At 61.3% G+C, this 20,444-nt stretch carries 16 protein-coding genes and 2 pseudogenes; 8 read left to right on the top strand and 10 right to left on the bottom strand.

Annotated features, from left to right (window positions below):
• The first annotated feature begins 17 nt into the window (after positions 1–17).
• A complete protein-coding gene (locus HWX44_RS04110) occupies positions 18–653 on the top strand; it encodes a DUF6891 domain-containing protein (protein ID WP_049157184.1) in 636 nt (211 codons plus the stop codon).
• Positions 654–683: 30 nt separating this feature from the next.
• Here HWX44_RS04110 and trhA read toward each other — a convergent pair whose 3' ends face one another.
• Complete coding sequence (gene trhA, locus HWX44_RS04105) at positions 684–1,385, bottom strand: PAQR family membrane homeostasis protein TrhA (RefSeq protein ID WP_175973317.1); 702 nt, start codon at positions 1,383–1,385, stop codon at positions 684–686.
• 243 nt (positions 1,386–1,628) lie between these two features.
• Between trhA and HWX44_RS04100 the strand changes: the two genes are divergently transcribed.
• Positions 1,629–2,666 carry an alpha/beta hydrolase gene (locus HWX44_RS04100; protein WP_175973315.1) on the top strand — a complete coding sequence of 346 codons (1,038 nt, stop codon included), beginning with the start codon at positions 1,629–1,631 and terminating at the stop codon, positions 2,664–2,666.
• A 186-nt stretch (positions 2,667–2,852) separates the two neighbouring features.
• Here HWX44_RS04100 and HWX44_RS04095 read toward each other — a convergent pair whose 3' ends face one another.
• From HWX44_RS04095 to purS, 4 genes are all read right to left on the bottom strand, one after another.
• A complete protein-coding gene (locus HWX44_RS04095) occupies positions 2,853–3,539 on the bottom strand; it encodes a DUF3800 domain-containing protein (protein ID WP_070821324.1) in 687 nt (228 codons plus the stop codon).
• 122 nt (positions 3,540–3,661) lie between these two features.
• Entirely contained in the window at positions 3,662–5,959 is a 2,298-nt protein-coding gene (gene purL, locus HWX44_RS04090; RefSeq protein WP_175973313.1) for a phosphoribosylformylglycinamidine synthase subunit PurL, read from the bottom strand.
• A 28-nt stretch (positions 5,960–5,987) separates the two neighbouring features.
• On the bottom strand, positions 5,988–6,650 hold the full coding sequence (gene purQ / locus HWX44_RS04085) for a phosphoribosylformylglycinamidine synthase subunit PurQ (RefSeq protein WP_175973311.1): 663 nt from the start codon (positions 6,648–6,650) through the stop codon (positions 5,988–5,990).
• Positions 6,650–6,880: a phosphoribosylformylglycinamidine synthase subunit PurS gene (gene purS / locus HWX44_RS04080; RefSeq protein WP_070522888.1), complete on the bottom strand. Its 231-nt coding sequence runs from the start codon at positions 6,878–6,880 to the stop codon at positions 6,650–6,652. Before purS ends, purQ begins: the two co-directional genes overlap by 1 nt.
• 229 nt (positions 6,881–7,109) lie before the next feature.
• Here purS and HWX44_RS13560 point away from each other — a divergent pair.
• Together HWX44_RS13560 and HWX44_RS04075 are read left to right on the top strand one after the other, a co-directional pair.
• A pseudogene (locus HWX44_RS13560) lies at positions 7,110–7,478 on the top strand (lamin tail domain-containing protein); the annotation flags it as partial.
• A 96-nt stretch (positions 7,479–7,574) separates the two neighbouring features.
• Positions 7,575–10,289 (top strand): ExeM/NucH family extracellular endonuclease, encoded by a 2,715-nt coding sequence (locus HWX44_RS04075; RefSeq protein ID WP_444843285.1) that lies wholly within the window; start codon positions 7,575–7,577, stop codon positions 10,287–10,289.
• 92 nt (positions 10,290–10,381) lie between these two features.
• Here HWX44_RS04075 and HWX44_RS04065 read toward each other — a convergent pair.
• A pseudogene (locus HWX44_RS04065) lies at positions 10,382–10,608 on the bottom strand (IS256-like element ISCau1 family transposase); the annotation flags it as partial.
• Positions 10,609–10,930: 322 nt separating this feature from the next.
• Here HWX44_RS04065 and HWX44_RS04060 point away from each other — a divergent pair.
• Together HWX44_RS04060 and HWX44_RS04055 are read left to right on the top strand one after the other, a co-directional pair.
• Positions 10,931–11,878, top strand: coding sequence for a trypsin-like serine peptidase (locus tag HWX44_RS04060; protein WP_175973309.1), 948 nt, complete (start codon positions 10,931–10,933; stop codon positions 11,876–11,878).
• Positions 11,832–12,248 carry a hypothetical protein gene (locus tag HWX44_RS04055; RefSeq protein ID WP_175973307.1) on the top strand — a complete coding sequence of 139 codons (417 nt, stop codon included), beginning with the start codon at positions 11,832–11,834 and terminating at the stop codon, positions 12,246–12,248. The genes HWX44_RS04060 and HWX44_RS04055 overlap by 47 nt, the downstream gene beginning before the upstream one ends.
• 697 nt (positions 12,249–12,945) lie before the next feature.
• Here the strand turns inward: HWX44_RS04055 and HWX44_RS04050 are convergent.
• The 3 genes from HWX44_RS04050 to HWX44_RS04040 are packed head-to-tail and all read right to left on the bottom strand — an operon-like array spanning position 12,946 to position 16,662.
• The gene (locus HWX44_RS04050) at positions 12,946–13,632 is read right to left on the bottom strand and encodes a DUF2334 domain-containing protein (RefSeq protein ID WP_175973306.1); all 687 of its coding nucleotides are present in this window, start codon (positions 13,630–13,632) and stop codon (positions 12,946–12,948) included.
• A 54-nt stretch (positions 13,633–13,686) separates the two neighbouring features.
• Positions 13,687–15,795, bottom strand: coding sequence for a S9 family peptidase (locus HWX44_RS04045; RefSeq protein ID WP_175973304.1), 2,109 nt, complete (start codon positions 15,793–15,795; stop codon positions 13,687–13,689).
• A gap of 9 nt (positions 15,796–15,804) precedes the next feature.
• Positions 15,805–16,662, bottom strand: coding sequence for a phosphoribosylaminoimidazolesuccinocarboxamide synthase (locus tag HWX44_RS04040; RefSeq protein ID WP_175973301.1), 858 nt, complete (start codon positions 16,660–16,662; stop codon positions 15,805–15,807).
• Between the two features lie 64 nt (positions 16,663–16,726).
• On the opposite strand from HWX44_RS04040, the gene HWX44_RS04035 reads away from it, so the two are divergent.
• Positions 16,727–17,533, top strand: a complete 807-nt coding sequence (locus HWX44_RS04035) for a serine/threonine protein kinase (RefSeq protein WP_175973299.1) — start codon at positions 16,727–16,729, stop codon at positions 17,531–17,533.
• Positions 17,533–18,801 (top strand): hypothetical protein, encoded by a 1,269-nt coding sequence (locus HWX44_RS04030; RefSeq protein WP_175973297.1) that lies wholly within the window; start codon positions 17,533–17,535, stop codon positions 18,799–18,801. Before HWX44_RS04035 ends, HWX44_RS04030 begins: the two co-directional genes overlap by 1 nt.
• A 195-nt stretch (positions 18,802–18,996) precedes the next feature.
• Here HWX44_RS04030 and purB read toward each other — a convergent pair whose 3' ends face one another.
• Positions 18,997–20,436, bottom strand: coding sequence for an adenylosuccinate lyase (purB, locus tag HWX44_RS04025; RefSeq protein ID WP_070821330.1), 1,440 nt, complete (start codon positions 20,434–20,436; stop codon positions 18,997–18,999).
• Positions 20,437–20,444 lie beyond the last annotated feature (8 nt).

Raw genomic sequence — 20,444 nt, 5'->3', positions numbered from 1 at the left:
TGGTTACTCTCTGAGCTATGACCACACAGCATCCGATGTTCTCCAGTTCCTTCCCACCCGCCGATGATCTCCTTGAGCCAAGTCCGCTTCGCAATGACATCGCATTGCGCCTCTGCCACGGCGAATCTCGCCAGGACATCCACAACGACTACATTGAAGTCCTCGATGACCCCTCCGAATGGGAGGCCAGCTACGAGGAACCTTATCCAGAGGATTTTGACACCATCATCGACGAAGTCGCCGCAGAATACGGCCGGCTGGTCACAGAAAAGTCGGAGGATGTTAAGCGCCTCGAAGCCCTGCGCGAGGAGCTTGCTCAGCGCGATATCTCCTTCACGTTCAACGAGGCCTGGGATCTCTCAGACGGCGTCTGGGTAGGCTCCAAGCTCGCTGAGAAAGAAGGCCGCAGCGGCTATGCCTACTGCCACCGACAGGACATCAGCCGAGTTATTTACGACGGCGAGCTGTACTTCGGTTTCTCCGCGATGGAGGAAAACGAAGAAGCAACCATCAAGGTCGGCGAGCAACTCGTCGAGGCCCTACGCGCCGTGGGCTTTGATCCCGAGTGGAATGGCTCGACGACAGCACGCGTTCTGTGCCAAGACGTCGCTCTCGAATTCCCCCTCGCCGAAGATCTCACCGATGCCGAGTAAATAGCCCCACAACGCTAGCCCTGTATAGGGCTAGCCCGCCACAACCATCCAGATGGCTACCATGTGCACCACCGCCGCGGCGATCGTCGCGGTGTGGAAGTGTTCGTGGTAGCCATACCAGCGCGCGTTGCGCCCCGGCCACTTGAAGCCGTACATCAACGCACCCAGCGAGTACACCACCCCACCTGCGAACAGCAGCCACACTACAGCCGGCCCCGCGGACTGCCACAGGTTTGGCAGCAGCGGCAGAATGAGCCAGCCCAGGACGAGGTAGACCACCACATCCAACCACCGCGGATGATTGATCCACCCCAAATTCAAGACCACGCCCATGATGGCGCCCACCCACGCCGCAGTTAGCATCCATAGCGCCTGCGTCGGCTCCAGCACGATGGCGCACAGCGGCGTGTACGTCGCCGCGATAAACACAGAAATCGTCGCGTGGTCAGCACGCCGCCACCATTGCACCGCGCGCATCGATACCCACGGCCAGCGGTGGTACAGGGCCGAGACCGTAAAGAGCCCCACCACTCCCACGCCATAGACCGTCACCGCGAGACCCTGCCACCACGGCAACGTCATCCACCCAAAGGTAATGAGGACGGTCGATGCGATGAGGGAAGCAATCGCGGCAAAGAAATGGCCCCAGCCGCGCGTCAGCGGACGCGGACCACGGTCCGCCATCCAATAGGTGCGCTGGATGAGCTGCTCCATCGTGCTGTGTTCGCGCATAGAGCTGTCTTCAACTGGAAACTCTTGCGGGGAGGATATGTGAGCACTGGGTGCGTTCATAGTGAGGGCCCTTGCCTTGTCTGAAATGCGGGTCATGCGAATAACGCATTCACCCTCAAAACTTACGTACCCGTAACTATACGGCGGGGCGCTGCAGCGGACAAGGGCTAAGCGAAAGTTACCGCAAGGTTTTCTGCCGCTATGTGCAGTTCGAAGGCGCCGACAAAGTAAACTTCACTATTTGTGTTTTCCTATGTCTCAGTTCCTCGCCGCACCACGGCGTGGCTCGCAGCCGCCATGGTGGCGCTGGGGGCGGCGCCGGCAGGCGTCGGCTCCGCCTCCGCTCAGTCCAGCACGATCGGCGAGGTTTCCTCGCGCGTGACCAACCCGCAGCCCTGGCTGGGCGACGAGCCTTTCATCACCTCACAGCGCCACATGGGCGGCAACCACTGGGTGGTGGACGTGTGGTCCCCGGCCAACCGTGCGGTGATTTCCAATAACGTCCTGCTCCCCGAGAGTGATAAGCCGCGCCCCTCCTTCTACCTGCTGCCCGGCGTGGAGGGCGGCCAAGCGGGCATGAACTGGATGACGCACACCGATATTCGCCAATGGGCCGTGGGCAAGAACGTCAACGTGGTGATGCCACTCGGCGGTGCCTATTCTCTCTACACCGATTGGAATACCGAGGATCCCATCTTGGGCGTCAACAAGTGGAACACCTACATGACCACTGAGTTGCCCCCGCTGATCGACGCAGAATTCCACGGCACCGGCCGCGATGCCATTGGTGGCGTTTCCTCCACCGGCGGTGCTGCACTCGACATCGCCGGCCACGCCCCACAGCGCTACAAGGCCGCGGCCTCCTACTCCGGTTGTCCGGTGCGCCCCGGCGCGATTGGCTTCCCCAGTTCCACCGCGATGATCGCCTATGGCGGCGGATCCTCCTTCAATGCGTGGGGCCTGCCGGGCTCCCCACAGTGGTTCGACCACGATCCCAACGCTAATCCCGGCCGCCTTCGCGACGTCGAGGTCTTCGTTGGCTCGGCCTCCGGCACCCCGGGCCCCATCGATGGCACGAACAAGCCCAGCCAGTGGCTCGGGCCCCGCGCGATAGAGATGGTGGCCAACCACTGCTCGGAGGAATTCACCCGCAACGCCCGCAACGCCGGGGTGCGCGTGAACCGTTACTTCAGCCCCCAAGGCTCGCACACCTTCGGCCTCTTCTCCCACCAAATGAAGCTGAGTTGGGACCAGACCATCGCCCGCACCATCGGCGCGTAGGTAGTTGGTTCCTAGGAGATTACCGCCTCACTGCGGGATCGGCCCCTCGCTCCCGTCTCCGGCATTTCCAAATTACCCCCCTTGCCTCCCCACGCGATGAAGGTCTAAACTCAAGGCGAAAGGTTCCGCCCCACCGAAAGAGCCCCTGAAGGCTTTCCGGCTTACGCCGGTAGGTGGGGCGGTCGCTTATTTTCGGACCGGACCACTCCAATAATAGGTCTTTCCCGCCGAAAACATATTGAATTGATCCCAATTGTGCCGCCGCGAAAGTGCTTGAACGTACTGTCCCTTGCCTCGTTCCATTTTCTGAAACCATGACCAAGAAAAGTAGTCAGCAATCTGACCGTTCAAATCCTGTTTTACTGGATGAAAGAGCACACGAAACTTTAGCTGTAAACCTTTCAACAGAGGCTTTATCCTCTTTTCAAACGCCGATCTTTCCTTGCCAGTAAGAACAGAGTCGAAAATTAAGATTACTTCACCTACCTCTGAGTCTCCCCACACCGCATTAATCCACTTCCCCATTGCACCAGCAAAAAGCCCTAAAAGCTGCGGTGGAGACTGGTAAGTCGGATGCGTCATTCGCTTATCCACCCAAATCGTGTGGACACGGCACCGATCGAGCTCATTAATTCGGTCTATTACCCGCTTTCGCGTTCCTTTCGAATTCTCTGTTGCATGAAACTCAAGGTCTTCGCTCCCCGCTGCCATAAGTTCATACTTCAGCGCTTGCAGTCTCATCGCAGTACCTGCTGGATCGAAAGTGCAAAATGCTGTGATTAGGAAGTGCGTGGAGGCTTTTGCACCAAACTGCATATCCCCCGACTCATCGAGAAAAACATACAAAGTTCTTTCTCTCTTCACGTCTTCCATCTCTATTCCCCAGCCCCGTACGCAGCTATTGCTAATAGTCTACAACGCTGATTGGAGCAATTAGACAGCGCGGGCAGGGCCTCGCCTTGGCGAGAACCCTGCCCGATTGCAGTGCGTGTGGTTTACTCCACCGCGGAGTTTGCCCCGACCGCGTGGCCGAAGAGGTCCGGCAGGGTTGCAGCCCAGGCCTCACGCAGCTCAGAAACGGCGATGGACTCGCCGCCCAGCTCCAGCTCACCGTTGTCGGTGGTCTGGCCGACGACGACGGCCGGCACGCCGCACTCCTCGGCGCGCTGCAGCAGCATGTCGACTCGGTCAGCAGTCGTTGCCACGAGCACTCGGGAGGCGGACTCGGAGAAGGCTGCCACGAAGGCGTCTTCGTGAACCTTGGACAGATCCAGGCTCAGGCCTACGCCGCTGCGCTTGGCCATCTCGAATGCGGTGACGGCGAGGCCACCTTCGGAGATGTCGTGGGCGGCGGTCAGGCCTTCATTGCCCACGAAGAAGTCCGCGAGACGCTGCTCGTTGGCCAGGTCCACCTGTGGCGGCAGGCCATTGAGCCCGTCCTTCGATGCATGGCCCTGCTCGTGGGCGCTTACCTGCTGCCAGATGGAACCACCGAACTCATCCTTGGTCTCCCCCAGCAGCACGAGGACCTCTGGCTCCTCTACGCGTCCAAGCTCGTTGCCGATGGACGTGTGGACGTCATCGATGACACCCAGGACGCCTACGACGGGCGTCGGCAAGATCGGCTCCTCACCGGTCTGGTTGTAGAAGGAGACGTTGCCGCCGGAGACAGGGATGCCGAGTTCCACGGCGCCGTCGGCAAGCCCATGCACGGACTCGCGGAACTGCCACATCACGTCCGGGTTTTCCGGGGAACCGTAGTTGAGGCAGTTGGTGATGGCGACCGGGCGTGCACCGGTGACGGCGACGTTGCGGTACGCCTCCGCCAACGCCAGGCGGGTGCCCATGTTCGGATCCAGCTTGGTGTAGCGCCCGGATGCATCGGCCGATACCGCGATACCGCGGCCGGTCTCCTCGTCGATACGCAGCACACCAGCGTTCGCGTGGTGGGACTGCACAGTGTTGCCGCGCACGTAGCGGTCATACTGCTCGGTGATGAAATCACGCGAGCACAGGGCCGGGGAGGCCACGAGCTTCTTCAGCGCCACGGTGAGGTCCTGCTTCTCGACGCCCTTGAACTCCTGCAGCGCATCCTGCCACTCCGGGCGGGCATAGGGGCGGTCGTAGACCGGGGCCTCGTCCGCGATGGTGCCGGCCGGGGCATCCACGACGATCTCACCCTGGTGGCGAATGATGAGGTGCTTGCCGGTGGTGACCTCACCGATCTCGGCGCAGGTGACATCCCAATGCGCGCAGATCTCCTTGAACTTCTCCACGTTCTCCGGGGTCACCACGGCGCACATGCGCTCCTGGGACTCGGAAGCAAGGATCTCTGCGGCGGTCATATCCTTTGCGCGCAGCGGGACGTTGTCCAGGTTGATCTCCATGCCGCCATCGCCGGCGGCGGCCAGCTCGGAGGTGGCGCACGCCAGGCCCGCGCCGCCGAGGTCCTGGATGCCGACGACGATGCCGGACTTGTACAGCTCCAGGCAGCACTCGATGAGGACCTTCTCCGCGAACGGGTCACCCACCTGGACAGCCGGCAGCTTGCGCTCCGCGCCGTCCTCGAAGGTGTCGGAAGCCAGCACGGACACTCCACCAATGCCATCGAGGCCCGTGCGCGAACCGAAGAGCATGACCTTGTTTCCGGTACCGGAGGCGAACGCCAGCTTGAGGTCTTCGACCTTCAGCGTGCCCACGCACAGGGCGTTGACCAGCGGGTTGCCGGCATAAGATTCATCAAAAACCGTTTCGCCGCCAATGTTGGGCAGGCCCAAGCAGTTGCCGTAGTGCGAAATACCATCGACCACACCGGGCAAAACGCGCTTGGTGTCGGGCGCATCCGCCGGGCCGAAGCGCAGCTGGTCCATAACGGCAATCGGGCGAGCGCCCATCGCCATGATGTCGCGGACTATTCCGCCCACGCCGGTGGCAGCACCTTGGTGCGGCTCCACGTAGGACGGGTGATTGTGGGACTCCACGCGGAAGGTCACCGCGTTGCCGTCCCCGATATCCACCACACCGGCGTTTTCACCGATGCCGGCGAGAATCTTGGAGCCCATCTCCTCAGTCATGGTCTCGCCGAAGTAGCGCAGGTGAGTCTTGGAGGACTTATAAGAACAGTGCTCCGACCACATCACCGAGTACATGGTCAGCTCGGCGTCAGTCGGGCGGCGGCCCAAGATCTCGCGGATGCGCGCGTATTCGTCATCCTTCAGGCCCAACTCGCGGTAGGGCTGCTCCAGGTCCGCGTCCTGCGTGGCCTGCTCGACGGTGTCGTTGTGTACGGTCATTGTTTCTCCTTATAACCGTCGGCGCGGGTTAAGCGACGACCTTGAGGGCGGACACAAACAAACCCAGACCGTCGGTGGACGGGCCGGTGAGTAGATCGATGGCGTGCTCCGGGTGCGGCATGAGCCCCACCACGTTGCCGGCCTCGTTGGTGATACCGGCGATGTCGTTGATGGAGCCATTGAAGTTATCCGTGTAGCGGAAGACCACGCGGCCTTCGCCTTCGAGGCGCTCCACGGTCTCCGCATCCGCCTGGAAGCGGCCCTCGCCGTGCTTCGCCGGAATCAGGATCCGCTGGCCCTGCTCAAACTCGCTGGTCCAGGAGGTCTGCGCGTTCGCCACCTCGAGGTAGGTATCCACGCAGTGGAAGTGCAGCCCCTGGTTGCGGGTCAAGGCGCCGGGCAGCAGGCCGGCCTCCGTCAGAATCTGGAAGCCGTTGCAGATGCCGAGCACCGGCATGCCCTTATTCGCTGCTTCCACCACCGCGCGCATGACCGGGGCCAGCGCAGAGATGGCGCCGGAGCGCAGGTAGTCACCGTAGGAAAAACCGCCGGGAACCACGACGGCATCGACGCCGCGCAGGTCCTCGTCCGCATGCCACAGGGACACGACTTCGGCGCCGGCGGTGCGGGCGGCGCGGGCGGCGTCGACGTCGTCAAGCGTGCCGGGGAAGGTAATAACGCCGATCTTCATTACTGGATAACCTCGTAGTCCTCGATCACGGTGTTCGCCAGAAGGGTGGACGCAACCTTCTCAAGTTCCTCGGTGCTGACCGAATCATCGACTTCAATTTCAAAGCGCTTGCCCTGGCGCACGTCGCTGACACCAGCAACCCCCAGGCGGCCCAGCGCGCGGACGACGGCCTGACCTTGCGGGTCCAAAATCTCGGCCTTGGGCATGACATTGACAACTACACGAGCCATGAAAATTCTGCCTTACTGTGCGTGAGTATAGGTGCCCCGCCAGTCTATCCCGCCAGCCGGAAAGATTCGGAATCTTTGGGGGTGGTGAATTCAAACCAAACGACTGAAGAATTCTTGGGGAATCCCGGCTTAACCCCCAGCTCGCGCGTTGTCCTCCGGTATCCCGTGGCGGCGAAGGCAGGTAGAACCAGATGCGTTGTCATTTTCTCGCTGATTAAAGGAACCTCTCATGCGCCTCACACGCATCGGCTCTCTCGCCATCGCTGCATTAGTGTCCACCTGCGTCGTTGTCCCCCAGGCCGGCGCCGCGGTGGATGGCTCCACTGCCGTCATCTCGGAGGTCTATGGTGGCGGCGGCAACAAGGGTGCCGCTTTTACCCATGACTTCATCGAGCTCTACAACCCGACGGATAGCGCCATTGACCTCTCCGGCTGGTCCGTCGAATATTTTTCCTCCTCCGGCAACTCGGGCGGCAAGCACGACCTGTCCGGTTCCATCCCGGCCGGGGGATACTTCCTCATCCAGGAAGGTGGCGGCGGCGAAGGCGATCCGCTGCCCACCCCGGATGGTGAGGGCACGCTGTCTATGTCCGGCTCCAAGGGCTCGGTAAAGCTTTACGACGCCTCCGGGGCCGAGGTGGACCTCGTGGGGTACGGGGCGGCGTCGCTCAGCGAGGGCTCCCCTACCTCTTCCTTGAGCAACACCACCTCCGCGCAGCGCGATGACGCCAGCACCGACACCGACGACAACGCCGCCGACTTCAGCACCGCCGCCCCAACACCGAAATCCGGCGGCGGCGCAACCGCGCCGGAGGACCCGCAGCCGGCCGAGCCGGGTTCCACCATCACCATCCCGGAGATCCAGGGCACCGGCGCGGAGTCCCCGCTCAAGGGCCAAAACGTCACCACGCAGGGCGTTGTCACCGCGGTGTGGAAGGGCGAGAAGTCCCTCAACGGCTTCACCATCCAGACCCCGGGCACGGGCCAGACTTCGCCGACCGAGGCCTCCGAGGCGGTCTTCGTCTACTCCGGCGGCACCGGCTTCTACCCGGCCATCGGGGATTCTGTGGAGGTCACCGGCACCGTTGATGAGTACTTTGGGCAGACCCAGATTGCCCTGAGCGCCGGCTCCACGCTTGACGACGCCCTCTCCCCCGTCACCCCACTGGCCATCGATGCCCTGCCGGAAGGCGATGCGGCGCGAGAGAAGCTCGAGTCCATGCTGCTCAAGCCTGGCGTGCACACCGTGACTGATAACTATGGTCTCAACCGCTTCGGCGAGCTCGGGCTAGCGCCGGGCACTGAGGCGCTGCGTCAGCCCACCGATATTGTCTCCCCGGGCACCCAGGAACAAAAGGACATGGAAGCCGCTAACGCGGCAAAGTACGTCATCTTGGACGACGGTTCCACGCGCGACTTCTCCCGTGATGGCGCCTCGACGAAACTGCCCTACATCATGCAGAACGGCTCGGATGTGAAGACGATTCGCACCACCAACCAGGTGGAGTTCGCGGACTCCGGCGTCATCCTGGGCTACGGTCACGAGCAGTGGCGCTTCCAGCCCACCACGATGATTACGGGTGACTCCGCTACCGCGGACCTGCCGATTGCGTGGGACCCGGCCCGCCCAGAGGCCCCGCAGGTGGACGGCGATTACACCGTGGCGGCGTTTAACGTGCTGAACTTCTTCATCAACTTGGGCGAAGACAACGGCGCGAAAGCGTACAAGGACCGCTTTGGCAACGGCGTGGGCTCCGATAGTGGGACCTTCCGTGGCGCATGGTCCGAGTCTGCATTCAACGACCAGAAGGGCAAGATCCTCACCGCGCTGGAGGGACTTGATGCCGATGTCATTGGCCTGTCGGAGATCGAGAACGCCGCGAATACCGTGGGTGGTTCCTACGATGACGCCGTGAAATACCTCGTGGGTGAGCTCAACTCCCGCGCGGGTTCTGAGAAGTGGGATTACGTCAAGGCCCCGGCGAACGCGTCGGCCGATACGGATGTCATCCGCACCGCGATCATCTACAAGAAGGACCGCGTGGAACCGGTGGGCGAGGCCACCTTGCTTGAGGATGAGCGCTTCAAGGGCACCGCCCGCACTCCGCTCGCTGCGGAGTTCAAACCGGTTGCTGACAAGTGCGCTCCTGAGGGCCCCGATTCCTTCGTGGTGGTGACCAACCATTTCAAGTCCAAGGGCTCCGTGGCTAACGGTGACGCCGATACTGGCGACGGCCAAGGCAACAACCCCAACGTGCGCAATGCCCACGCCCAGGCCGTCCTCGATGGGCTGGCCAAGCAGCCGCAATGGCAGAAGAAGGCCACCTTCGTCATGGGTGACCTGAATGCCTACTCCAAGGAAGATGCCATCTCCGTCTTCCGCAACGCCGGCTACACCATCCCGGTGGAAGAGCTCAATGCGCAAGAGGACTGGCAGAACGTGGCCTCCTACCAGTTCTCCGGGCGTCTCGGCTCCCTGGACCACATCCTGGCCAACGAACACGTCGACGCTCAGGCAGCCCAAACGTGGAACATCAACTCTGACGAGCCCATCGCCATGGAGTACTCCCGCCGCAACTACACCGGCGGCGATGTCTTTGAGGCCGATAACCCCTACCGCTCTTCCGACCACGACCCAGTCAAGGTGGGCTTTAACCTCGCCATGGTCTCCCGTTCCGCAGACGAGCTCGACGGCTGCGACCCTGCTGAGGATCCGGATCCAGCTGAAGACCCGGATCAGGCCGACGAGCCTCGCGGCATCAAGTCCGTCACCATCAACGAAAAGGGCCACCTCATCATCACCTATACCGACGGCACCACTGAAGACGCCGGCAAGGTCGTCGGCGCCGATGGCCAAGACGGCGCCGATGGCACGGACGGCCGCGGTATTAAGTCCGTGACCACCAACGACAAGGGCGAAGTCGTCGTTACCTACACCGACGGCACCTCCGAAATCCTCGGTACCCTCGCCGGCTCGAAGGGCGACCAGGGCGCACCGGGTCGCGACGGATTCGACGGTCAGAACGGAAAAGATGGCAAGGACGGCCGCGGCATCAAGTCCGTGACCACTGACGCCGACGGCAATCTCGTCATCAACTACACCGACGGCACCTCCGAGACCGTCAAGACCGGCGATAAGCCGGTAGCCCCGGCTGGTTCTTCTGTCAGCGAGCGCTGCTTGCCGACGGTCCTCGGCCTCACCATCCCAGCAGCACTCGCCATTCCGCTGGCTTTCCTAGGCAGCTTCGGCGCAAAGCTCAACATCCCGGGCCTTGAGCCGGTAAAGAAGCAGATTGAGTCGATTACTCGCAATTTCCCGCGCGAGGCTCAGTACGCCGCTGGTGGCATTGGTCTGCTGGCTGCACTTGGCATCATTGCTGCTGCCTGTGCCCCAACCGAGTCTGAATAGAGCGCTCCCCTGAGTTTAATGTGTGCGTTTTGTATGTAAGCCTTGGACTCAAGGTCATTTTTCTCCGAGCTTAAGGGACATTTCGCGTGGATTTAGGAGCGCCCGACCCAGCCTTTTCTTACACCTAGGCTGGGGTTCCATTCGTAGTCGATGTGGGCGTCGTATGTGGCTGGTCGCCGTCTGGGTGGCCGCGCCGTTTGAGTTCTTCTTTCGCCCAGGCAGCGCGTGGTGCCTTTTCTCTTTGGCGTCCGAAGTCTTGTTACTTGGCTAACTCCAGTGGCGCTACAGGTTCTTCGGTGTGGGTGTCAAGCCACCGGTCTGAAGGGTCCCAAGTTTTGTCCGTCATGGATAAGCTTTAAAGTCATGCCCGGAGACAACACGTCCATATAGCTCCCGCGGAGAAAACCAACCCCGACTAACCCACCCACGAGGTTGACAACCTATATAGGATCCCCAGCGCAGCCGGCCAGTCGGACCCGATGAAACAAGAGGCTACCCCCTATTTGAGGGGGCACGAGGCAACATCAAACCGCCTGACGGTTGCACGGCCCTTTTCGATGCCTCATAATTCACTGCAAGGTGAAAGGGACTTACCTCAGCTCACCCCACACATCATCATCTCTCCCCTGCAAAGGACACCCATGAAGTTCTCTCTTCGGAAATCTACTATCGCAGCAGTAGTGGCTGCAATAACGTGTCTGTCCCCCACCGTAGCAAATGCTCAAACCCAGGCATTTCACGACTCTGTGGTGGGCGTGTCAGAAACAGGCGAGGAGCTATTCCTGCCAATTGCAACTGATAACGATGACCTCAACTCTGGCACAGAGGCAGTTGGACTTTCCGGATTTCCAAACACGGCGACCTCCCAAGACCGCGATACCACGGTAGGGACTTACTCGATTATCGGTACCGATGATCGGCAAAAGGCGGCTCCCAACCCGGCTATCGTCCAGATCCAGCGAGACGGCTTCAACCATTGTACTGGCTGGATGATTTCACCAGATACTCTCATTACGGCTGCCCACTGCCTTTACGACGTAGATGAGCAGAGATGGACTCCAAAGCTCATTTTCCGTCCATCAGATTGGAGCCAGTGGTCTTATACCTTTGCGTCCCAAAAGTGGGTATCCGCAAAATACCCCACTACCGGGTCCGCCGATCACGACTGGGGAGTTGTAAAGTTTGCAAAGCCGATTTCTTCCAGCTGGTTTGGAATTAAACCGAGCGATACTTCTTCCGCTTTCTCCGGGCAAAAAGCAACTGTCACCGGATTTCCAGGAGAGAAGGGGAATAGCCTGATTCGCGACTACGGACAACTGTGGACAATGAGCGGAATCCTTCAGCCAGGAACCCAAACTCGACTCTGCTATAACTTAGACACCACGGGCGGACAAAGCGGCTCGCCAGTTTATACCACAGACAACGCTGCCATCGGCATTCACACGCATGGCATCAGTCAGCTTGGCTGCCCTGAAAACAGTGCCCTACGTATCAGCCCAAGCATGCTAAATACCTTCAATGACATTAAGGAGATCCAAAACAATGCAACCACAGATCCCGGTTCCAGCTCAGGTTCGAGCTCTCATTAATAACCCCAGTAATCTTCTCGGACTCATTGGTACCGTTCTGGGCATTATTTCCCTAGTTGTTGCAATCACTGTCGGCCAAGGTCTCCCCAACGACGGGCAGACCAAGCCCAATGCAGGAGAATCAACGATTAAAGTTGTAACCTCCAGTGGTAACCCGGCAGGCGAATGTAAGCTTATTGGTCTTTCGCAGGAAAAGGTACACACGACTAATGCCAATGGCGTGTACTTCTACGCGTTGGAACCTGGTTCGCATACCATCAACGCATCTTGTTCGGGGCTTTCCAGCCTTTCCTCCGCGCGAGCGCTCGAGGGTAGTCAGGAAGTAGCTGTCAATGACGAGCCGGTAATGGTAAAGATTGTTGTTAAGTAGATTGGCCCTAACTTTCTTGGTTCTAAAGAGCTAAGAGAAACACGCGTGTGCCCCAGGAGTTTTTTCCCTGGGGCACACGCTTTTCAATGAACCACGCCCAGTTAGAGAGGGAACCGTACCGTCGTACGCGCCCGTATGGGAAGCTGGCGCATTTTATGACCGCAGTAAAACAGCATTTTCAAACAAATGAACGCTTTTAAACCTCTGCCCCAAGAGCACCAAACGCTTATCTGCATGTGTTTGCGCGGGCAGTTGGCTGTAAACGTGTAGAGACCCCATCACCTTCAATGCACATCGCGATGATCTGTTTGAAGTTAGCCACAAGAACTAGCTTTTCCAAGTAGAAGTTGACGCAACGCCACCGAGTCGTGGCGCCTCCAACACCCCCATGTAGTACCTAGTACACGCTAGACGCCGCCAACAGTGCAGCCGGACACCCGCCAGCATTACTGACGGAGCTCCCTGTCACTTCCTGACTGACCCGCAACGCCCGAATACTCGCTAAGTTCGTCTCTGCTCAGCCAGGTCAAGCCCCCTCATCAGAGAGGCTTTTCTCGCTCCGGTCGCGGGTGGGGACTAGAAATCTACGTCCACTAGATTGCGCTCGTGAAACGCGCAACCAGCATACCCGACCGGTTCGCACACTTACACCGCGTCTACATTGGCCACACCCGCCAACCAGAAGAAGGTTGGTGGGCTATTCGGCGTGCGTGAAGACGGAATAGTTCGCAGGCCGCGCACCTGCGGCAGCGGCGCGCTCAGCGGCCTTGAGGAAGTCGGCAACGACCTTGCGGTCATCGAGGTTTCGGCCGGAAATCGATAGGCGCACGGTGTTGCCGCGCTGGGCGGAGCGCTCCGCGGCGCGGATGATGTTGCGACGCCACCACTTGGCCGAGCCAAAGCCCTCACCAAAGGACAGGTTGCGGGCTTGGTGGAGCTCGCCGGAGCGAAGGTCATGGATACCTCGGGTGGAGGCGGCGAAGTCGAAGGCAAACTCGGGAAGGACAGTGAGCGTGCCTTCCGACATACGCCAGCGCGGCGGCGCAAAGATAGTGGGCTCGAAGCCGATCTTTGCCATCTGCCGCGTCGCCCCCCTCAGGCGCAGGCGTGCCTCGTGCGCATCCAGATTGGCAAACTCCGCTCGACGCCCTTGAACCGCCTGGTCAAAGCCATTGAGAATCAGCACGCGGCCCGATTCAGCTTGCTCCCGCAACCAAGACTGTGTCACCGCATCCTTAGCCAAGTGCCAATTGCCATCGATGTGTGGCGCTACGAGCAAGGACACCGGGATATCCGCCTTATCGAACTGCTCCAGCAGGTCAGCGGCCTGCCTTCGGGTGTCGTCGAAGATACTGGAAATCGAAACCAAAAGGTGGCCATGCATAAGGAAAATTATCGCACAGCCACCGCGCCGCCGCGCGCCGAGCGGGGGTGATGCTTAAGCCTCCGCCCCCGTAGCTTGGTTAATCAGCCACGCATACTCGAATGCCGCTTGCCGCCACTTGGCGTAGCGTCCGGACACACCACCATGGCCGGCGGCCATCTCAGTCTTGAGGAGGAATTCGCCGCCTGTGGCGACGTCGCGAAGCTTGGCTACCCACTTCGCCGGCTCCACGTAGAGCACGCGGGTGTCGTTAAGCGAGGTCAGCGCCAGGATATTGGGATACTTCTGCGGCGCAATGTTCTCATACGGCGAGTAAGAAGCCATGTAGTCATAGACCTCCGGGTCGTGGTACGGGTCGCCCCATTCTTCCCACTCCACCACTGTCAGCGGCAGCTCCGGCATAAGAATCGAGGTCAGCGGGTCCACGAACGGCACGTTGGCCTCGATGGCCTTAAACCGATCTGGCGCCATGTTCGCCACCGCGCCCATGAGCAGGCCACCGGCGGAGCCGCCCTCAGCCACCAAGGTGTCCGGCGTGGTCACCCGGCGCGCGATGAGGTCATCGGCCACCGCGATGAAGTCCGTAAACGTGTTCTTCTTAGCCAGCATCTTGCCGTCGTCGTACCAGTTGCGGCCCATCTCACCACCACCGCGCACGTGCGCCATGGCAAAGATCATGCCGCGGTCCATGAGAGACAAACGGAAGACCGAGAAATACGGGTCCATGTTCGCCTCATAGGAGCCGTAGCCATACAGCAGCGTCGGGTTCGGCTGCGTGCGGTCGAGGTCCGCGCGGTGCACGATGGACACCGGCACCTTCGTCCCGTCAGGCGCTTCAGACCAGACGCGGTAAGCCACGTACTCATCCTTGTCATAGCCGCCAGGGACTTCCTGTTCCTTCAGCAGCGTGTACTCGCCGGTGGCCACGCGGTAATCAAAGAGCTGGGCTGGCTGGATGAAGGAGGTGTAGCTCACGCGCAGCACCGGCGCATCCCACTCCGGGTTGCCGGCCACGCCAACGGTGTAGAGCTCCTCATTAAAGTTGAGCTCGCTTAACGACGTCCACCCCTCCCGTACGTCCATCACCGCTGCTCGGCCGATGCCGCCGCGCCGGTAGCCCACGACAATCTGGTCGCGGTAACAATCCACGCCCTCAATGCGCACTGTGTCATCGTGTGGCATGAGGACGGTGAGTTCGCGCAAGGCTGGAAGGTCATCGGAGACAGGACAGTAACCTAAGGCAAAGTTGGGGCCGGTGGCATTGTGCGTGACAACCCAATAATCGGTGCCGCCCACCACGGCGTGGTCGACGTCGTAGTCCACGCCGGTCTCGCGCGCCCACAGGCAGCGGAAATCGCCCTCCGGGTTGTCCTGCTCGAGCACCCACGCTTCATTCGTCGTCTTCGAGCCGGAGACAATCATGATGTACTTCTCGCTGCGGGTCGTGCCCACACCGATGCCGAAGCGCGAATCCTCCTCGCGCATGACCACAACGTCGTCCGACTGCGGGGTTCCCACGCGGTGGCGCCACACGGTGTCCGGCCGCCATGCATCATCGACGGTGGTGTAGAAGATGAACTCCTCCCCGACCCACGTCGCACCATAAAAGATGCCTTCCAGGCGGTCCTCCAACAGCTCGCCCGTGCGCAGGTCCTTGATGAAGAGCTCAAAGCGCTCGTCGCCGGCCACGTCGACCGAATAGGCCAACAAATCACCAGAATCGCTCACCGTGGACGCACCGAGGGCGAAGAAGTCGTGGCCTTCGGCGAGCGCGTTGACGTCGAGAAGCACCTGCTCCCCGTCTGGAGCACCCTCCTCCGGGATGGTCGGCGGAGTCCACGGATCGGAGCCTTCCGACACCGGGATGCGGCAGCTGTAGCCATACTCCTGGCCCTCCTCGGTGCGGCCGTAGTACCAGTACTTACCGCGGCGCTGGGGCACGGACATGTCCGTCTGCTTGATGCGGGACTTGACCTCAGTGAAGATGTTCTCGGTCAAGGTGTCCAGGTGCGCGGTGCGCTCCTTGGTGTAGGCGTTTTCGGCCTCAAGGTACTCGCGGGTTTCCGGGGCGTCTTTCTCGCGCAGCCACTCGTAGTCATCAACGAAGCTGCGGCCGTGGAACTCTCGCGTGATGGGGCGCTTAGCAGCAATCGGTGCGTTCATTCAGCCTCCTTAAAAAGTGGTTCCGGACAGGCGCTCAAAGGCCTCAACATAACGCGCGCGGGTGGCCTGGACAACGTCGTCCGGCAAGCGCGGCGGCGTGGACTCCTTGTCCCAGCCGGAATTGGTGAGCCAATCGCGAACGTACTGCTTATCAAAGGAAGGCTGGACCTTGCCTTCCTCATAGGTATCGGCCGGCCAGTAGCGCGAGGAGTCCGGGGTGAGGACTTCATCGGCCAAGACCAAAGTGCCGTGCTTGTCGACGCCAAACTCGAACTTCGTATCCGCCAAAATAATGCCCTTCTCCTCCGCCAGTGCGGCGGCCGTGGCGTAGATGCGCAGGGTGGCCTCGCGCAGCTCCTCGGCGCGCTCGCGGCCGAGCTTCTCCACGACAACGTCGAAGGAGACGTTCTCATCGTGATCGCCCTGCTCGGCCTTGGTGGCCGGAGTGAAGATGGGCTCGGGCAGGCGGGAAGCTTCCGTCAGTCCCTCGGGCAGCTCGACGCCGCACACGCTGCCGGATGCCTGGTATTCCTTCAGCCCGGAGCCGGTGAGATAGCCGCGGGCGACACACTCGAAGGGCAGCATGTCGAGCTTCTGCACCACCATGGCACGGCCGAGTACCTCTTCGGGAATGCGCTCATCGTCGAGAGGCCCGGCGAGGTGGTTAGGGAAATCAATGACGCCGAAGAAGAACTTCGAGGTCGCTGTGAGCACGCGGCCCTTGTCCGGAATGGCGGGCTCAAGGGCGTGGTCATAGGCGGAAATGCGGTCGGAGACCACCATGAGCAGGGTGTTGTCGTCGATTTCGTAGATATCGCGCACCTTGCCGGAGGCGATGTGGGTATAGGAAGAAAGTTCTGGACGCATGACATACATCCTAGACCCGTCTAGACTGCTTCAAGATACGTCCCAAGCTTGAGGAGTTAAGCCCGTGCGCTCTCGCGTGACCTCTCTTTTGACCACCGCCGCGCTAGTATGCGGCGCCCTCAGCGTACCGGCGGCGCAGGCCGCCGATGTCTCCGCGCGCGAATCCGCCCACGGCCAATGGCTGTGTTCCATATCGGCGTCGGAGTCAGACCGCGCGCTGGCCCGCGACGTCCGAGCCGGGTACATTGCCACGATCAAGGCGACCTCGGAGCAGATTCAAGCGCAGTTCCCGAACCTTGATTTCTCCGCGTACACCTCGCGCGACATCAGCAAGGCACCGGGTTATGCAGCGACGGTGGCCGCGCTGAGCAAGGCCGGCTACACGGGCGCGGATATGCTCATCATCATGGTCGGTGCGTCTGCGCCGGAAGAGCTCGTCGCAGACGAGTCGGTGTTGCTACCGGAGGACGCCGAGTACTCCATCAATGCAGCTGCGGCCCGGGCCGAGAAGGGCCCGGCTCCCCTGCTGTCGACGGGCAGCGACTTCAGCTCCACGCTGCGCGCCGCCCTAGCGGAGAACCAAGCGCAAGAAAAGGAAGCCGTCGACGCCTTCAACGCCGCCCAGTCGCAGTCCTTCGCGGAGTGTGTGGAGGAGCTGCGCGGGCGCGGCGCTCAGGAGGGCATCCAGCCGGTGCCCGAGCTGCCCATCCCGGGGCAGACGACGCAGCAGCAGACCTCGTCCACGGGCGCGGCGGTCCTCGGCGTCATGACGGTGCTCACCGTGCTGGTGATCGGCGGCTACCTCGCCTCCAACGGCGCCTCTTTCGGCGGCTTTGAGCTGCCGGTTCTGCGCCTCCCCGGGATAGCCTAATGGCTGAGAGCGACGCCGAGCTAACCGTCATTACCGGTGAGGAAGGCGCACTTGTTATCGGCCCCGAATCCGAGCTGAAACGGCTTTCCGACCAGGCGGAGCTCTCTCCTGTCACTCCCCAGATCCTCTGCCGTGCGAGCCAGGTGCTCACAGGTATCGAGGACTACCAGAAGGAATCTGGACGTTGGCTCAAGCTCGATGCTGAGTCCGCTGCGTACCTCAAGCGCCTGGGCATCAAGCCGGGGGATATCCGCGCCGGTGTAATCCGCACCAAGGATGTCGGCCGCGGCGTTGCTTCGCACAACGGTGGAAGCCTGCTCAAGCACCTGCAGTTTGAGAAGGCCGGCCTGCTCACGCCGGCGGCTCCGATGGTGCTGGCGTCGATGATGCAGCAGGCGGGCGTCGAGAAGCAGATGGAGCAGATGCAGGCTTACCTGGAGCATATCGACGCCAAGCTCGATGAGGTGCTGCGCTTCCAGAAGGATTCGCTGGCTGGTGAGATTGATAGCGTCGCGGAGATGCTGGCGGAGGCCGCCCTCGTCCTCGAGGACACCGCTGAAGTGACCGATACGCAGTGGGCAACCATCGCCCACCTCACTGCGGACCTGGCTAAGCTGCAAGGCCAGGTACTGCGACACCTGCGGGCCGTGGCGGAGACGATGGCGAGGTCAAAGACTTCGCCCGGGAAGGTGCGCGCGACCTTCCAGAAGACTAACGACGACGCAGGCTCGTGGTTCTACGAGCTTGCCCGAACCGTGCAGCTGCAGAACCAGATGTATGTGCTTCAGCTCAGCCGCGCCAATGCCGTGGAGGGCGAGGTGGCCAAAGACTACGCCGCGGCCGTTGCTCGGGCGCGGCAGAGGCGCGCCGCTCGTTTGCTGGAAGACCTCACCAGCATCGCCCACATTGCCCACGAGCTGGGCAGCTTCTCGACGCTGCGCAAAGCCATCGACTGGAACTCTCCCCGCGCCGTAGCGGAGGTCAACCATTTCTTTGCCCAACTGCGTGACTTCGCCGACGCTGCCAACCTTGCTGTCGAAGGAACCGAGGGCTTAGAGCCCGTCCGGCGCATCGATGCTTTCCGCGAGCTGACTGCCACCGGCACCAACATGGCCCGCGAAGCCGCTGGTGTTGCGCAGCAACGCACCTTAGAAGCCCGCGAAACCGTAACCAACCGCGCCCGGCAAGCCTGGGGTACAACCCGCAGCGCCATCGAGTCCGCAACGAAGGGCGCAGACAAAGCGCCGAATAAAGCAGAAAGTGACTAGCTGATCGTTTCGATCAAATAAGGGCCAGAAAATTCGATCTGGGCAACCTTATTTGATCGAAACGTACATGGACCGGGCCAGCGAGGTACGTTTTCGTAAATAGCGCCCCGAAAACTCGCGTTTGAGAGGGATTGTCTGCGAAAACGTACCACGCCCGGTGGCCCCAGATCACTGGATGCCCCCTGGCAGCGTGGGCTAGAGGATCTCGCCCGGGGTGTAGGCCGCGGCCTTCGGATGCTGGTCAACAATCGCCTTGATGCGGCCCAGAATCTGGCTCACCTGCGATTCGGCGGCGCCGATGAAGGCGTGTTTGTCCGACAGCGCGGCCTCGAGGGCGGCGGCATCGAGCGGCAGGCGCTCGTCGGCAGCCAGGCGCTCAATGAGGTCCTGCTCCCCACCATTCTCACGCATGTTGAGCGCCACGGCGACGGCATTTTCCTTGATGACCTCGTGCGCGGTCTCGCGGCCCACGCCCGCGCGCACCGCCGCCATGAGGATACGGGTGGTGGCGAGGAACGGCAGGTAGCGCTCCAGCTCGCGGTCAATCATGGCCGGGAAAGCTCCGAACTCGTCGAGCACCGTGAGGAAGGTTTCAAACATGCCGTCGATAGCGAAGAAGGCGTCGGGCAGCGCCACGCGGCGTACCACCGAACAGAACACGTCGCCCTCGTTCCACTGCTGGCCGGACAGGTCCGCCACCATCGTCAGGTAGCCGCGCAGGATGACCTGGAAGCCACCGACGCGCTCGCAAGAGCGGGCATTCATCTTGTGCGGCATCGCGGAGGAACCAACCTGGCCCTCCTTGAAGCCTTCCGTCACGGTTTCGTTGCCAGCCATGAGGCGAATGGTCGTTGCCAGCGAGGAAGGCCCAGCGCCCAGCTCCACCAGCGCGGACACAGCATCGAAGTCGAGGGAGCGCGGGTAAACCTGGCCCACCGAGTTGAAGACTCGGGAGAATCCAAGGTGATCCGCAATGCGGGTCTCCAGCGCGGCGAGCTTGTCTTCGGAGCCGCCCATGAGGTCGAGCATGTCCTGCGAGGTGCCCATCGGGCCCTTGATACCGCGCAGCGGATAGCGGCTCAGCAGCGATTCCACGCGCTCGATGCCGAGCAGCAGCTCGTCGGCAGCGGAGGCGAAACGCTTACCCAGGGTCGTGGCCTGGGCGGCGACGTTGTGCGAACGACCGGCCATCACCAGCGTCTGGTACTGCGCAGCACGCTCACCGATGCGCGAGACCACCGCGATGGCCTTATCGCGGGTCAGCTCCAATGAACGCAGGATCTGCAGCTGCTCCACGTTCTCCGTCAGGTCACGCGAGGTCATCCCCTTGTGGATGTGTTCGCAGCCGGCCAGGGCGTTGAACTCCTCGATGCGCGCCTTGACGTCGTGGCGCGTCACGCGCTCACGCTCCGCGATGGAGGCGAGGTTGACGTTCTCAACCTGCGCCTCGTAGGCGGCGATAGCCGAGGCAGGGATGTCGACGCCAAGATCCTTCTGCGCCGTCATCACCGCGATCCACAGCTGGCGCTCCAGAATAATCTTGTGCTCCGGGGACCAGATTTCAGCCATCTCTGGGGAGGCGTATCGAGCGGACAGGACGTTGGAAATGTTCTTCTTTTCAGCCACGTCGCTCATTATTCCAC

The sequence above is a fragment of the Corynebacterium sp. Marseille-Q2823 genome (assembly GCF_903645345.1).
Taxonomy (GTDB): Bacteria; Actinomycetota; Actinomycetes; order Mycobacteriales; family Mycobacteriaceae; genus Corynebacterium; species Corynebacterium hiratae.
Note: the sequence above shows the minus strand (reverse complement) of the source record. Positions and strands in the feature narration are given on the sequence as shown.